Source organism: Acinetobacter sp. 129952 (assembly GCF_056642055.1).
The window spans coordinates 1-14,507 of record NZ_JBWVSU010000012.1 but is presented as its reverse complement, the minus strand read 5'-3'; the positions used below and the strand labels follow the sequence as shown (position 1 = coordinate 14,507).

General features: G+C 45.7%; 11 protein-coding genes. 4 read left to right on the top strand and 7 right to left on the bottom strand.

Features of this window, described 5'->3' with window-relative positions; all coding sequences use genetic code 11:
* Positions 1 to 36: 36 nt before the first annotated feature.
* The 7 genes from AC1IR0_RS12720 to AC1IR0_RS12690 form a co-directional block, all read right to left on the bottom strand.
* Positions 37 to 366, bottom strand: coding sequence for a DMT family transporter (locus AC1IR0_RS12720; RefSeq protein WP_004280373.1), 330 nt, complete (start codon positions 364 to 366; stop codon positions 37 to 39).
* 8 nt (positions 367 to 374) lie between these two features.
* Positions 375 to 1,256, bottom strand: coding sequence for a hypothetical protein (locus AC1IR0_RS12715; RefSeq protein WP_479741441.1), 882 nt, complete (start codon positions 1,254 to 1,256; stop codon positions 375 to 377).
* Entirely contained in the window at positions 1,253 to 2,260 is a 1,008-nt protein-coding gene (locus AC1IR0_RS12710) for an isopenicillin N synthase family dioxygenase (protein ID WP_479741440.1), read from the bottom strand. Before AC1IR0_RS12710 ends, AC1IR0_RS12715 begins: the two co-directional genes overlap by 4 nt.
* Positions 2,261 to 2,337: 77 nt before the next feature.
* Positions 2,338 to 3,219: an ABC transporter ATP-binding protein gene (locus tag AC1IR0_RS12705; protein ID WP_064096740.1), complete on the bottom strand. Its 882-nt coding sequence runs from the start codon at positions 3,217 to 3,219 to the stop codon at positions 2,338 to 2,340.
* Positions 3,219 to 4,163 carry an ABC transporter permease gene (locus AC1IR0_RS12700; RefSeq protein WP_253114381.1) on the bottom strand — a complete coding sequence of 315 codons (945 nt, stop codon included), beginning with the start codon at positions 4,161 to 4,163 and terminating at the stop codon, positions 3,219 to 3,221. Before AC1IR0_RS12700 ends, AC1IR0_RS12705 begins: the two co-directional genes overlap by 1 nt.
* A gap of 247 nt (positions 4,164 to 4,410) precedes the next feature.
* Complete coding sequence (locus AC1IR0_RS12695; RefSeq protein WP_479741439.1) at positions 4,411 to 5,427, bottom strand: CmpA/NrtA family ABC transporter substrate-binding protein; 1,017 nt, start codon at positions 5,425 to 5,427, stop codon at positions 4,411 to 4,413.
* A gap of 10 nt (positions 5,428 to 5,437) precedes the next feature.
* Positions 5,438 to 6,016 carry an ANTAR domain-containing response regulator gene (locus AC1IR0_RS12690; protein ID WP_004280362.1) on the bottom strand — a complete coding sequence of 193 codons (579 nt, stop codon included), beginning with the start codon at positions 6,014 to 6,016 and terminating at the stop codon, positions 5,438 to 5,440.
* Positions 6,017 to 6,519: 503 nt separating this feature from the next.
* Between AC1IR0_RS12690 and nirB the strand changes: the two genes are divergently transcribed.
* The 4 genes from nirB to mobA all read left to right on the top strand — a co-directional run bounded on the left by nirB (position 6,520) and on the right by mobA (position 14,284).
* A complete protein-coding gene (gene nirB, locus AC1IR0_RS12685; protein ID WP_374952772.1) occupies positions 6,520 to 9,066 on the top strand; it encodes a nitrite reductase large subunit NirB in 2,547 nt (848 codons plus the stop codon).
* A 24-nt stretch (positions 9,067 to 9,090) separates the two neighbouring features.
* Complete coding sequence (gene nirD, locus AC1IR0_RS12680) at positions 9,091 to 10,701, top strand: nitrite reductase small subunit NirD (RefSeq protein ID WP_479741438.1); 1,611 nt, start codon at positions 9,091 to 9,093, stop codon at positions 10,699 to 10,701.
* 182 nt (positions 10,702 to 10,883) lie between these two features.
* Positions 10,884 to 13,661 (top strand): molybdopterin-dependent oxidoreductase, encoded by a 2,778-nt coding sequence (locus tag AC1IR0_RS12675; protein WP_479741437.1) that lies wholly within the window; start codon positions 10,884 to 10,886, stop codon positions 13,659 to 13,661.
* On the top strand, positions 13,658 to 14,284 hold the full coding sequence (gene mobA / locus AC1IR0_RS12670; protein ID WP_409666283.1) for a molybdenum cofactor guanylyltransferase: 627 nt from the start codon (positions 13,658 to 13,660) through the stop codon (positions 14,282 to 14,284). The genes AC1IR0_RS12675 and mobA overlap by 4 nt, the downstream gene beginning before the upstream one ends.
* The last annotated feature ends 223 nt before the right edge of the window (positions 14,285 to 14,507 follow it).

Below are 14,507 nucleotides of genomic sequence, written 5' to 3'. Positions count from 1 at the left end.
TTGGGGATTTTTTATTGTTAGATGAATATTAAAATATTAAAGCTGCGTACTTTTGGAAAAGACATTGATAAAAATAATGCCAATGATCATAAACGCCAGACCGATCAGCGCGGGAAGATCCAGTTGCTGTTTAAACACCAAGAGGCCAACCGTTGAAATCAAGATAATGCCGGCACCAGACCAGATTGCATAGGCAATGCCCATCGGAATGGTTTTCATGGTCAGTGACAGGAAAAACAGGGCAACGGCATAACCGGCAATGGTGGCAAGTGAAGGCCAGAGCACGCTAAAACCATTGGAAGCTTTCAATGCAGAAGTAGCAATGACTTCTGCAATAATGGCAATCGACAGATATAAAAAAGACATATTTCTCCCTATAACGCCCGTTCTGCATGCTGCATCAGGTGATCCTGTTCTGACTTCAGCCAGATTTCAGCTTGTGTAGTCGTGGGGGTTGTATATTGAAATTGGTAATCCGGCTGGTATATATCCAGCTCAAAAATCAGGTCAATGTCGCGACCATCTAAAATGACATGCTGAACCAGACTGCTTCCATTGAGAACTTCAAAATTTTCCAGGTTAAAGAGTTTTCCTGTCTCACTGCTGCGGGTGCTGTAAGTTTTAGCTTGACCATCAGTCCCGATAGAAACTTCAAAACTTTCCACCAAGGCAAACACGGTCGGATCGACAGCTTTCAAATCCATTTGAGCTACTGCACTTTGCACTTCAGGCAAACGCGTCAGGGCATAGGCAATATGATCAGCACAAATGATCAGGCCACCATCCATTTCCAGTTCCTGACCAGATTGAACATCAAGCGCAGACTGAAGCCGCAGCCCTAAAAATAAACCGTGCTGTACCTGCTGGCGCCAGTCTTCGACATACACATTACTTGGAGAAAATTCCAGAATGCAGTTGCCAATCGCATGCAACCTGGCTGGTTCCGGCCATTGCACATGATTCTGGTAATTGGCGTAGTCTTTCACGTCCCAGGACAAGAGTTGGCTAGCGTTATCCCAAAACGTATTGCCAATCCAGCCTTGGCGTTCCTGAACAGCAGTTCCCGTCTGGCTTTTTAGACGAAGATCAATGGTAAAACTGTGCGACTGAAACCAGTACACAATGGTATTTTCATCAGTTAGGCCATTATAAAAACTGATGCTTTTACGCCGAAATGCCCCATATAAAAAGTCAGGAATAATCTCTGGCTGAGGGATAGTCGGCTTTAAAGTTTTAATCACTTCCAACAGATTCATGATGCTACCTCCGCCTGTTCTTCAAGTCCAAAAGAAGAAAGTGGTACAGCATTTTTTAAGACCAGCTTACCGCTAGCGACGCGCTGTTTTAAATATTGAAAGGTCTGGGCGGTCTGATTAAATAGATGCTCGCCCCCGATCAGGGCAGAATATTTGGAATTTTCAGTGTGAATAACCGGTTCAATCACGGTGTCATAATTGCAGGCGCAAAACAGCGGGAATGAATAACGTTCTTCCGAGACCTTTTTCACGCGGTGCTTGGTGGCGAGATATTTACCATTTGACAGAATTTCCATCATGTCCCCGATATTCATCACCAGTGTATTTTCAATCAGGGGAATGTCGATCCATTCACCGGCTTTATTCAAAACCTGTAAGCCGGGTGCGGTTGGTAACAGCAGGGTAAAGCATTCGTAATCGGTATGTGCGCCAATGCCTTCGGCGTCTTTCACTTCCGGATTATAAGGATAATGAATCAAGCGTAGCTGACTTGGTGCATCAGTAATTTTGCTTTCAAAAAAGTCCTCACGAACGCCCAACGCCAGTGCAAAGGCAGAAAAAATCTGCCGGCTGATCCCACGCAGATGACTATAGTATTGGCTGACAATAGACTTGAAATCCGGATGGTCTGGCCATAAGGTGGGCCCAAGTAAAGGACAGTCTTTTCTTACCCCCTGATAATCATAATTGACATCATAGGCTTCTTTTAAATCATAACTGTTGCCGGCAAACTGTTCTTCGCCAATCGGCACATAGCCACTATGGTTTTTTGATTTTCCAATATAGTGCTGCATTTTGGTGTCCAGATCCTGAGAAAAATAGGACTGGGCCATTTCAATCAGGGCTTTGGCATAATCAGAATTAAACTGGCTACCTTGCAGATAAAGAAATCCGACTTCTTTACAGGCATGATCCAGAGCATGAGCAACCTCAATACGATCGGCTAAATCCGGACTTTGTAATTTTGAAATATCAACCAGTGGGAGTACATATTGCGCTTGCATGATAATCACCTCTAATGTTGGTCGTCCAACACAGCGATTAAAACCTTCGGGTCGTCCCAAAGGCATTTTGGATAAGATTATTTATTGCTGCTGACCTTGGTCATACGCGGAATGACCGGCAGTTCTGCCAGTGCCGGATCCAGTTCATCTTCTTCAGCATGCACCAGATAATCGACACGTTGTCTTAACTGTTTAAATTCAGGACTAAGCATGACGTCTGGATGGCGTGGACGAGGTAGATCAACTTCGATAATTTCCTTGATTTCACCCGGATTGGCTTTCAGCGCCACAATACGGTCGGCCAGTAAAATGGCTTCATCCATATCGTGAGTCACAAAAATGATGGTGATGTCGATATTTTGCCAAAGATCCATCAGATGACGCTGCATTTTTTGCCGGGTATGCGGATCGAGTGCTCCAAAGGGTTCATCCATCAACAGGATCTTCGGTTCATTGACCAAAGCCCGGGCAATCGCGACACGCTGTTTCATCCCGCCAGACAGCTCATGCGGATACTGGTTTTCATACTTTTCCAGACCAATGATATTGATCCATTCACGTGCCTGCGCTTCGGCCGCTGCACTACTTTGGCCTTTCATGCGCGGGCCAAACATGACATTTTCCTTGACGGTTTTCCATGGAAACAGGGTATAGCCCTGGAACACCATGCCACGCTCTGGACTTGGGCCGGTAATCGGCTGGCCATCCACCAGAATCTCACCACTGCTATAAGGATCCAGACCGGCGACTACACGGCTAAAGGTTGACTTGCCGCAACCGGAAGGCCCAATCACACAGATGAACTCACGTTTATGAATTTTCAAATTGAGTGCATTTAAAACCGTACGCTCGGTTTTGCCATGACTGAATTTTTGCGTCAGTTGCTTCGCTTCCAAAATCACCGGACGGCTATAAATCTTGTCAAAGTATTCGCGGGTATTAAATTCAGTGTTTTGCATCAGTTAGCTCCCGGTTTCCATTTAAATAAGCGTTGTCCCAATTTCATCAAGATCACATCACACAGCAGACCAATCACCCCGATAATCAGGATGGCGGCAAAGACATTATCAAAGTTCTGATAGCGGGCTTGCTGGGTAATAAACCATGTGATTCCTGAGGTACTGCCGATTAGTTCTGCTACGATCAGGTAAGTCCATGCCCAGCCCAGCAACACACGCAGATTGCGGTAAATTTCAGGCAGGGCGGCAGGAATCACCACATGTAACAGACTTTTGAGTTTATTTGTGCCCAGAGTAAAACCGGCTTCAATCAGGCTGCGATCCACCAGACGTGTGGTATTGGCAATAATCAGGATTTGCTGGAACAGGGTTCCAATCACAATAATGGCAATTTTGGGTGCATCATTAATTCCGAGAATTGCCACTGCCAGTGCACCAAAGGCGGGAGCAGGTAAATAGCGGAAAAACTCAACAAAGGGTTCGGTCAGCTGGGAAATTTTATTTGAAAATCCGCATAAAATACCGAGTGGAATACCAACCAAGGAAGAAATAAAGAACGCGGTAAAGACCAACTTGATACTGTGCCACAGACTTTCATGAAACCAGGGTGCATTGGCTTGGGTAGGCTCCGTGGTAAAAGCTGTGATCAGTGCAATTGCCACTTGATGCGGTGCAGGCAGATAAATCGGGTTGACCAGAATACCCTGCGGCGGAGCCAGACCCTGATCTACCGCAGACTGCGCAGCAGAAAAAAACTGGTCTTTATCAATACGACTCTCGACCTGTAAATAGGCAACACTACCTGAATCCGTAATCTGGACTTGTGGATGCCAGATAAATGGCAAATAACTGACTGCACACCAAATTAAAATTGGTATTAAAAAAGACCCCAAGCCAAACAGCAATTTATTTCTTTGACTGAGTTCACGCGCAACGTAACTCATAGTGTTGCCCCTCAATATTACAATTTTTATAAAACGTAATACTGATTTAAGCAAAATGGATGCCATTTCATCCCAAATCCTGAAATGACTTTAAAAAGGACTTATTTTTATAGCAAAAATTAGCATACAACTCTTAATCATATTCAAGAAGTTAGATCAGAATGCAGAGATTTTTTAATCATTTTTTGGAAAATAGACTCAATGAAAAAGACCTGAAAAATCAGGCCTCTTTTTTCAGTAACATCATTTAGCCAATAATGTCTGCATGCTGGCTTTGCAAACTATAGATGCACTGCTGCGCAATCTGTTTTTTCTCGGCTACGGTCATTTCAATATCTTCCCATTTCTGCATCTGCTGCAGGAGCCAGATAAAATCATCGACTTTCGGTTGGGCACTTTTCCCAACAAAATTCCGGATAATATTCTTGATCTTGTAAAAGTCATAGACATGCCGCTGGGCGGAACATTCAAACTGAATAATCTGATAATCGACTAACATGTCCCATACTTCTGATAAATCACTGCGCTGCTTTAAATCATCCTGCGCTTTTTGTACTGCCTTGACCACTGCCTCTACAGTAAATGGATGCTGTTCTGCCCATTCCTGGGTCATGGCCAAGACTTTATCGGCAACTTTTGGAATGACATTCTGGCTTGCCGCGACGATAAAACTATAGCCTTCAAGTTTGGCCTGAATATTCCAGGGTTCTCCCACGCAAAAGCCATCGAATACCTGTTCCGCGATTCCTTTTACCATGGAAGGCGGTGGAGACGTCATCAGCTGGATATTCTTGGCCAGTTGTGGATCAGTCAGTGCCAGCCATTCTTTTAAGCAGTAATGGTGAATCGAATATTTATACACATAGGCCAGATTGATGGGATGATTCTGTTGTAAAGCCTGTACCAGTTTCTTTGAGGTGCTTTGTTCATCATCCTCAGGCTGGATACCGAGTTCATAGCACAGATCTTGGCGCAGGCTAATAAAAGCCTGATTCACGCTCAGTACTAGAGGGGTTTGCAAAGCCACCTGTAACTGGTCTGTGCCCAGGGCAGCAGCGGGCAACATAGCGGACAGACAATGTGCAGCATCCAGAAAGCCATAGGCCAGACGGTCACGCAAACTTGACCATGAGGCTTCGCGGATTAAATTGATGGTTAATCCTTGCTCGGCAAAATAACCCTGTTTTTCAGCCCAGAGAATGGCAACACAATCAAGTAAAGGAATATAGCCAATATTGAGTTCAGTTTTTTCTAATGTGGACATATGCTTTTCCTTATTGGCCCAGTAACAGCTTCTGTGCATCCAGTAAGCGTCTGGCCATTTCACCAATGGTAATCCGGTGACTCATGGCATTTTTACGCAATAAAGCAAAAGCTTGCTCTTCCGTTAAGGCATGCAGCTGGATGAGCAGGGCTTTGGCTTTATCGATATCTTTACGGTCAATCAGCTTGTCCTGGGTTTCTTTTAAATCGTTCAGCAGCTTTTTATGTTTGCGGAATTGTTCAATTGAAATTTCCAGAATGCTTTCTAGTTTGGTGGGATCAATACCATCGACAATATAAGCCGTGATTCCGGCATCAATCGCACTTTTGATGGTGTCTTTATTGGAGTTCTGGGTAAACAGCACGGTCGGAAGTTCATATTGGCTGACACAGCTTTCAATAATATCCCGATGCGGATGATCCATATTCAGCAGGATCACATCTGCATGAATACCCTTAACATGTACCATATTCAGGTCATTCAGGATTAAACAGGCCACCACCTGAAAATCATGTGAAAGTAAGGATTCCTGGATGAATTGGGCGCGCTCCAGATCATCATCAATAAGAGCAATTCGTAATTTGGACATGGAATATTTTCAAGTAAGGCCTAAGGAATATTCAAGCAGGAGTAAAGCAAAAAACATGCCATTAAATTGGTGCATAAAATTCTATTTTTCTGTTCAATTTAGTGCATAGCTTTAGGGATTTCAGCTGATGGCTGATCAAAATGAAGCGTTTAGGTAGATCATCTGCCTGAAATAAGGCGTTTTCTTATTGGAAAAGTTGGCACGATTTCTGCATTTATTAAATCGTCAAAGATGACTTTCAATACTAACAACGGCCAACGATGTCCGTTCTGATCGTAATTGCACTTTCAAGGAGTGTGATTGGTATTTCGTTCAGCACAGGATAAATGACATGGTCAGTTGTTCAGCAATACAAAACGCACAAGCGTTTCAACCCTTCCTTCAGCATTACAAAGCGCTGGGTTGCGGTATTTACAACATATTCAATCAGCAGACATATCAATGCCTAGACGTGATATGCGGCTTTTTATCATCTTTAAAAAAACAATAGTTGGAGTGCAGATATGAAAATTCTCATGATTGGGCATGGCATGGTGGGGCATAAATTCATCGAATCTGTACTGGAACAGGCCGGTGATGACATTGAGCTGACCATTTTGGCAGAAGAGCCACATTTAGCTTATGACCGGGTACATTTGACCGAATATTTCAGCGGCAAGTCGGTCAAGGATCTGAGTCTGTGTCGTAGTGATTTTGCCGATGCTTATGGCATTGATTTGCGACTTAATACTAAAGCGGTTGAAATTGATCAGCTCCATAAAACCGTCACCACCAGCCAGGGTGATGTGCTGAGTTTTGACAAGTTGATTCTCGCTACCGGTTCTTATGCCTTTGTGCCACCAATCCCGGGCAATGACCGTCAGAATTGCTTTGTTTATCGTACTATTGAAGATCTGGATGCCATTCGTGCAGCCAGTCTGAATGCCAAAACTGGCGTAGTGATTGGCGGCGGCTTGCTAGGGCTGGAAGCAGCGAAAGCCCTGAGAGATCTGAATCTGGAAACCCATGTCGTAGAATTTGCTCCGCGTCTGATGGCGGTGCAGATTGATGATCTGGGCGGCCGGGTACTGCGCTCTAAAATTGAAGACCTTGGTGTCAAGGTACATACTCAAAAGGCCACGTCAAGTATTGAAGATGGTGACAGCACTCAGCATGTAATGAAGTTCGGAGATGGTTCGGTGCTTGAAACCGATATCATCCTGTTCTCGGCCGGCATTCGTCCGCGTGATGAACTGGCGCGCCAAAGTGGTTTACTGATTGGTGAGCGTGGCGGCATCATCATTAATGATTATTGCCAGACCTCACATCCGGACATTTATGCCATTGGTGAATGTGCACTTTGGGACAATAAAATTTATGGTCTGGTTGCACCAGGCTATGACATGGCGCGGATCGCGGCAAAACATGTCCTAGGCCAAGAAAGTCATGCATTCGCTGGTGCGGACATGAGTACCAAGCTCAAACTGATGGGCGTGGATGTTGCTTCTATTGGTGATGCACATGCCATGTCCCCAGGTGCTTTGAGCTATTTCTATGCTGATGAAGCCGCGCAGGTTTATAAAAAAATCGTGGTGTCAGCAGATAAGACCAGGCTGCTGGGCGCGGTGCTGGTGGGCTGTGCCAAAGAATATAGTGATCTCCTGCAAATGATGCTGAATGGTCTGGCTGTACCGGAGCAACCGGAAAGCCTGATCATGCCGGGCTTTGATCAGTCAACCTCCAAATCAGGTGGCAGTGGCATCGATTTATTGCCTGACAGTGCGACCATCTGTTCATGTAATAACGTTTCTAAAGCTGATATCTGTTCAGCCATTGATGGCGGTGCAACTTCATTGGGTGCATTGAAAAAATGCACGCAGGCTGCAACAGCGTGCGGTGGCTGTGCGCCACTGGTAACGCAGGTTCTCAAATCTGAATTACAGCGTCAGGGTGTCACGGTGAACAATCACCTGTGTGAACACTTTGCCTATTCACGTCAGGAACTGTATCACCTGGTTCGTGTGCATGAGATCAAGACATTCTCTGACCTGATTCAGCAACATGGGCACGGCATGGGCTGTGATATCTGCAAACCGACTGTAGCCAATATTCTGGCATCCTGCTGGAATGATTTTGTTCTGAAACCAAGTCATGCCGGTTTGCAGGATAGCAACGACTACTACCTCGGCAATATCCAGAAAGATGGTTCCTATTCGATTGTGCCACGTGTGGCAGGCGGCGAGATTACCCCGGATGGTCTGATTACCATCGGTCAGATTGCCAAAGATTATGGTCTATATACCAAAATCACGGGCGGACAACGAATTGACATGTTTGGTGCGCAGGTACATCAACTGCCTGAAATCTGGGAAAAACTGATCAATGCCGGTTTCGAGTCCGGACATGCTTACGGCAAATCCTTACGTACGGTGAAATCTTGTGTGGGTAGTACCTGGTGCCGTTTTGGAGTCGATGATTCTGTCGGCTTGGCGATTTTCCTGGAAAATCGTTATAAAGGCCTGCGTTCACCCCATAAAACCAAAATGGCAGTATCCGGCTGTACCCGTGAATGTGCAGAAGCACAGAGCAAGGATGTCGGTGTCATTGCCACGGAAAAAGGCTGGAATCTATATGTATGCGGAAATGGCGGCATGAAACCGCGCCATGCTGAACTGCTCGCCTCGGATCTGGATACTCCCACACTCATCAAATATATCGACCGCTTCTTTATGTTCTATATCCAGACAGCAGACCGTCTGCAGCGCACCAGTGTGTGGCGTGACAATATGGAAGGTGGGCTGGACTATCTGAAAGATGTCATTGTGCATGATTCGCTCGGCATTGCCGCTGAACTGGAAAGCCGTATGCAGCATGTGATTGGCACTTATCAGGATGAATGGCGCACTGCGATTGAAGATCCTGAAGTGCGCAAACGCTTTAAGACTTTTATTAATGCCAAAGTAGCCGAGCAGAATGACCCGCATATTCAGTTTGCGCCTGTACGTGGCCAGATTCGTCCAAAGACAGAAGCTGAACGTGATTTAAACCGTATTCCAGTGGTTGAAGCCTAAATACCACAGTCAGGGAGAATGAAAATGACAATTTTAAAAGACATGAACGAACTGAACTGGTACGAAGTCTGCAATCTGGATGAGATCACTCCGAATACCGGTGTGGCAGCCCTGATTGAAGATCAGCAGATTGCAATTTTTCGCGTGGGTCAGGAACAGCGGGTTTATGCACTCAGCAATCAGGATCCGTTTAGTCTGGCCAATGTCATGGCACGTGGCATTCTGGGTGATCTGCAAGGTGAGCGTGTAGTCGCATCCCCAATTTACAAGCAGCATTTCAGTCTGGTGACCGGTCGTTGTCTGGAAGAACAAGAGCAGAAATTACTGGTATTTCCAACCCGAATTGAAAATGGCAAAGTTCTGGTGAGTCCGACTCCACAAAAAACTTATATTTCCAGTAATGGTCAAAACACAGAGCGCTTAAAACTGGTACTGATCGGGAATGGACTGGCGGGTATGCGTTGTCTGGAAGACTTGCTGGATATGGCGCCAGATCGTTATGACATTACCGTGATTGGGGAAGAGCCATGGGGCAATTACAACCGGATCATGTTGTCACCGGTATTGTCTGGTGAGAAAAGCTTTGCCGAAATTATGCTGCATTCAGCCGACTGGTATGCTGAAAAAGGCATTCGATTCATTGCTGGAGATGCTGCCATCGCTATCGACCGTTCGCGTAAACAGGTCCACACCCAAAAAGGCGAAGTCGTTGCTTATGATCGTCTGATTCTCGCCACTGGTTCCAAACCCTTCATGCCACCTATTCCGGGTGCTGAACTTGAAGGCGTGATTAGCTTCCGGGACATTCAGGATGTTAACCGCATGCTGGATTACTGCAAAACCAAGCAAAATGCCGTCGTGATTGGAGGTGGGTTGCTGGGTCTAGAAGCAGCTTATGGACTGAAGCAGCAGGGGATGAATGTAACTGTGCTGCATCTGATGGACCGTATTATGGATCGTCAACTGGATATGAAAGCCAGTCAAATGCTTAAAAAATCAATTGAAGATAAAGGCATCCGAATCATCACTGAAGCCAACACCGAAGAGCTGCTCGGTATGGATGGTCACGTGACTCAACTGCAACTAAAAGACGGGACAATGCTGGATGCCGATTTGGTGGTCTTCGCCGTCGGGATTCGACCCAATAAAACCCTGGCTGAACAGGCTGGCTTACGCTGCAATCGCGGAGTACTGGTGAATGACACTATGCAGACCTATGACCCGAGTATTTATGCGGTAGGTGAATGTATTGAGCATCGTGGCCAAACCTTTGGACTGGTTGAGCCATTATGGGGACAGGCCTTTATCTGCGCGACACATCTGGCTGAACATGGCCGACTGACCTTTAAGGCACCGACTGTTCCGACCCAACTCAAGGTTAGCGGATGTGATGTCTTTTCGGCCGGAAATTTTGAACCTCAGGATGATTTTGAAGATATCGTGCTGAATGATGAGAAGCGTCAGATTTATAAACGGATCATCATTCAACAGGACAAGGTCATTGGTGCTGTGCTATTTGGCGATACCGAAGATGGGGCTTGGTATGCAGAACTGATTGCAGACCAGACACCAATTAGTAATATCCGCAGCAAACTGCTTTTTGGTCGGGATTTTGCATTAAAAAAGGCAGGGTAATCGGATAAACCTCCTCCAAACCCTCTTTGAAAAAGAGGGGAACCTCCCTCCTTTGCTAAAGGAGGGTTGGGGAGGATTAAAACTTTTGAGATATAGAAAATATTTAAATCAAACCTGTAAAAACTAGATATCAGAGATTTGGTGAAACACGTGAATTTGGATGATTAAGGAGCACAGCAGCAATGAATAGTATTCCGGTTATGGAACTACATAGCTCTACTGAATCCCAAATAAAAACTACTCAGACGACCTGTCCTTATTGTGGAGTAGGCTGTGGCGTCATCGCGCACGTAAGCCAAACCCCGATGGGTGAAAAGGTTCAGGTTGAAGGCGATGTTCAGCATCCTGCGAACTTGGGCAAGTTGTGTATTAAAGGCAGTCATCTTGCCGATACACTTGGCTTAAAAACCCGACTTCTGCATCCGATGACTGGTCGAAAAGAACAGCGGCAAATAAGCACTTGGGATCATGCTATTTCAAGTATTGCCAATAAATTTCAGCAATATATTGATCAGTATGGACGTGACAGCATCGCCTTTTACGTCTCCGGCCAGCTTTTGACTGAAGACTATTATGTGGTGAACAAGTTTGTAAAGGGCTATCTGGGTACTGCCAATATTGATACCAATTCAAGACTGTGCATGTCTTCTGCTGTGGCGGCACATAAACGGGCTTTCGGCGAAGACCTGGTACCGGCCAGCTACACAGATTTTGAGCAGACAGAAATGGTGGTCTTGGTGGGTTCCAATACCGCCTGGTGCCATCCGGTGCTTTATCAGCGCATCATGAAAGCCAAAGAAGAGCGGGATTTATTTGTAGTGGTGATTGATCCACGCTTTACCGCAACCTGTGAAGCGGCAGACTTACACTTGCCGATTTTACCAGGTCAGGATGTCGCGCTGTTTAATGGCTTGTTGCAATATCTTCAGCAAAATGGTCATGCCGATCTGGATTTTGTTACACACCATACTCAAGGTCTGGAGCAGGCGCTTGCCAGCAGCTCGACAGAGTCATCACTTGAAAGCGTGGCTCAACGAACTGGGATTACTATTGAAAAATTAACCTTATTTTTTCAGAAATTTGCCCAGACCGAAAAAATCATGAGCCTGTTTTCCATGGGCGTAAACCAATCCTCTCAAGGCGTAGACAAGGCCAATAGCATTATTAACTGTCATTTATTAACAGGAAAAATAGGCAAACCCGGTTCAGCGCCTTTTTCCATGACCGGTCAACCGAATGCGATGGGTGGACGGGAAGTCGGTGGGCTGGCCAATATGCTGGCCAGCCATCTGGATCTGGATAACCCGCAGCATCAGCAACTGGTGCAGGATTTCTGGCAAAGCCCGGTCATCGCGCGGCAGCCCGGATTAAAAGCAGTAGATTTATTTCAAGCAGTGGAAAGCGGGAAAATCAAGGCCATCTGGATTATGGCCACTAATCCGATCGTGAGTTTGCCCGATGCAGATCAGGTTAAACGCGCTCTGGAAAAGTGTGAATTTGTGGTCGTTTCCGATATTTGTCTCGACACCGATACCACGCAATATGCCGATGTACTGTTACCGGCTCTAGGTTGGGGCGAAAAAGATGGCACAGTCACCAATTCGGAGCGCCGTATTTCCCGGCAAAAGGCTTTTTTGCCGGCTCCGGGTGAAGCCGAAGCAGACTGGTGGGCCATTTCCCGGGTGGCTCAGGTCTTAGGTTTTCGCGGTTTTGACTTTAGCAATAGCCATGACATTTTTCTGGAACATGCCCGTTTATCTGCCTATCAGAATAGCTCAGTTTCGCAACGTGAAGATACGCCAAATTTCCGCTATTTCAACCTGCAAGGTTTAACTCATCTCGGTTTTGCAGAATATCATAATCTGGCATCGATCCAGTGGCCGGTTTGGGATAAGCAAGAAGTTCATCAGGTTGGTCAACTATTTAGCCAAGGCCAGTTTAGTCATGCACATGGCAAGGCCAGATTAGTGCCGACAGTTGCCGCCAATCCCATACATGCTATTTCTGCTGAATATCCGCTGATCCTGAATACCGGACGGATTCGCGATCAATGGCACACCATGAGTCGTACCGGATTATCTGCCAGTTTATCCCAGCATCGTACTGAGCCTTATTGTGAGTTGCATCCGCACGATGCGCTGAAATATGGCTTGAAAGATGCCGAGCTGGTCGAGGTGAAATCCGCTTGGGGAAGTTGTGTACTCCGTGTGCAATTTTCACAAAATATGCGACGTGGCCAGATTTTTGCACCGATTCATTGGAACGACCAGTTTGCGTCCGATGCGCGGATTGGCAAAGTGGTGAATCCGGTAGTTGACCCGATTTCTGGCGAACCAGAATTTAAGCATACTCCAGTGATGATCCAGCCATTTTATACCCAGTGGCAGGGCGTGCTGTATGTGCGGGAAGGCTTTGAGCAGCAGATCCAGACCATAATTGAAAATACGGTGTGGTGGAGCAAAATTCAAACCACTCAGGCCATCCGGTATGAACTGGCAGACCGGCGCAGGTTTTCTGACATCACCGGGCAGATCAAGAGCCTGTTAGCCTTTGATGATGAAAGCTTTGAATGGCTGAATCTCGAAGATCAAACGGCGCATATCAGTCATAGTGTGGTTCTTCAGGATGGCCAGTTAATTGCCAGTTTTTATATCGCACCGGCGGCATTATTGCCAGATCGTGACTGGGTGGCTGGCCTGTTTAGACGTGAACGTCTGAGTGCATTACATCGTAAAGCATTGCTGGCAGGTCAGGCCATGTCGATGGGAAATAGTGAAGGAGCATTGGTCTGTAGCTGTTTTAAGGTCGGCAAGAACCGAATTATTCAAACCATTAAAGATAAAAATATCACGCATGAAAAACAGGTGACTGCATGTCTAAAAGCCGGAGGAAATTGCGGTTCGTGTTTGCCAGAAATTAGAGGCCTGATTAAGGCCTGCCAGACGGAGTGCATAGAATGAAAAGAAGAGTGATGAAGACGGTGTCTTATCCGGAAACCGACGTGGTGATTCTGGCCGGAGGTTTAGCGCGGCGCATGAATGGCATCAATAAATTGCTGCACAAATTTGATGATGAAATCCAGCTGATTAAAATCCATCAGCAACTGAAGTCCCGGGCAAGCAAAGTCTGGGTCAATAGCCATCGGGATCACTCTATTTATAAACGGATGATTCCTTCGATTGATTTTTATCAGGACGATGAACCCGGCTTTCAGGGACCATTGATGGGCATGAAGAGTGCCTGGTCATATGTGGAATCTGATTATGTGCTGTTCGTGCCTTGTGACGTGACCTATATCCCCAAAAAGGTCATTTCACGTTTACATCAGGCCTTGCAACGACATCCCTTATGTGAAGTGGCGGTAGTTGAAATCAATGAAAAGGCATTGTTTCCATTCTGTCTGATGAAACGCAGCAGCTTCCCCACGCTTATCCAACACCTTGAAAATGATCAGCGCAGTTTAAAACGCTGTTTTGCTGACATGCACATGCAGCGGGCAAGTTTTAAAAATCGTGCCCTGTTTTTCCACAGCATTAATTCATTTGATGAGCTACAGCAGCATCAACAGCTTAACTTTCTCTAGCGTTTAAAATGCTAAAAGTCGAATTATCATATTCTGGCTCACCAAAATATTGCTTTTTTTATTTTTCGAGCGAACTTTTGGACTAAAAAAGAACAAATATTATCCATTAATATTAGGGTGTGTTGACACTTTTAGCTTAAAAAAAATAGCGAAGTAGTAAAATCAAATCGCCAAACCCAATTTTACTATTCGCTATGCCTCGTACCATGCTGACAGATCAACA

Bases quoted from the DNA above. Each gene is read 5' to 3' on its own strand.
- AC1IR0_RS12695 (WP_479741439.1), bottom strand. From the start codon at position 5,427: ATGTCCACATTAGAAAAAACTGAACTCAATATTGGCTATATTCCTTTA.
- AC1IR0_RS12715 (WP_479741441.1), bottom strand. From the start codon at position 1,256: ATGAATCTGTTGGAAGTGATTAAAACTTTAAAGCCGACTATCCCTCAG.
- AC1IR0_RS12710 (WP_479741440.1), bottom strand. From the start codon at position 2,260: ATGCAAGCGCAATATGTACTCCCACTGGTTGATATTTCAAAATTACAA.
- AC1IR0_RS12700 (WP_253114381.1), bottom strand. From the start codon at position 4,163: ATGAGTTACGTTGCGCGTGAACTCAGTCAAAGAAATAAATTGCTGTTT.
- nirD (WP_479741438.1), top strand. From the start codon at position 9,091: ATGACAATTTTAAAAGACATGAACGAACTGAACTGGTACGAAGTCTGC.
- AC1IR0_RS12720 (WP_004280373.1), bottom strand. From the start codon at position 366: ATGTCTTTTTTATATCTGTCGATTGCCATTATTGCAGAAGTCATTGCT.
- mobA (WP_409666283.1), top strand. From the start codon at position 13,658: ATGAAAAGAAGAGTGATGAAGACGGTGTCTTATCCGGAAACCGACGTG.
- AC1IR0_RS12675 (WP_479741437.1), top strand. From the start codon at position 10,884: ATGAATAGTATTCCGGTTATGGAACTACATAGCTCTACTGAATCCCAA.
- nirB (WP_374952772.1), top strand. From the start codon at position 6,520: ATGAAAATTCTCATGATTGGGCATGGCATGGTGGGGCATAAATTCATC.
- AC1IR0_RS12705 (WP_064096740.1), bottom strand. From the start codon at position 3,219: ATGCAAAACACTGAATTTAATACCCGCGAATACTTTGACAAGATTTAT.
- AC1IR0_RS12690 (WP_004280362.1), bottom strand. From the start codon at position 6,016: ATGTCCAAATTACGAATTGCTCTTATTGATGATGATCTGGAGCGCGCC.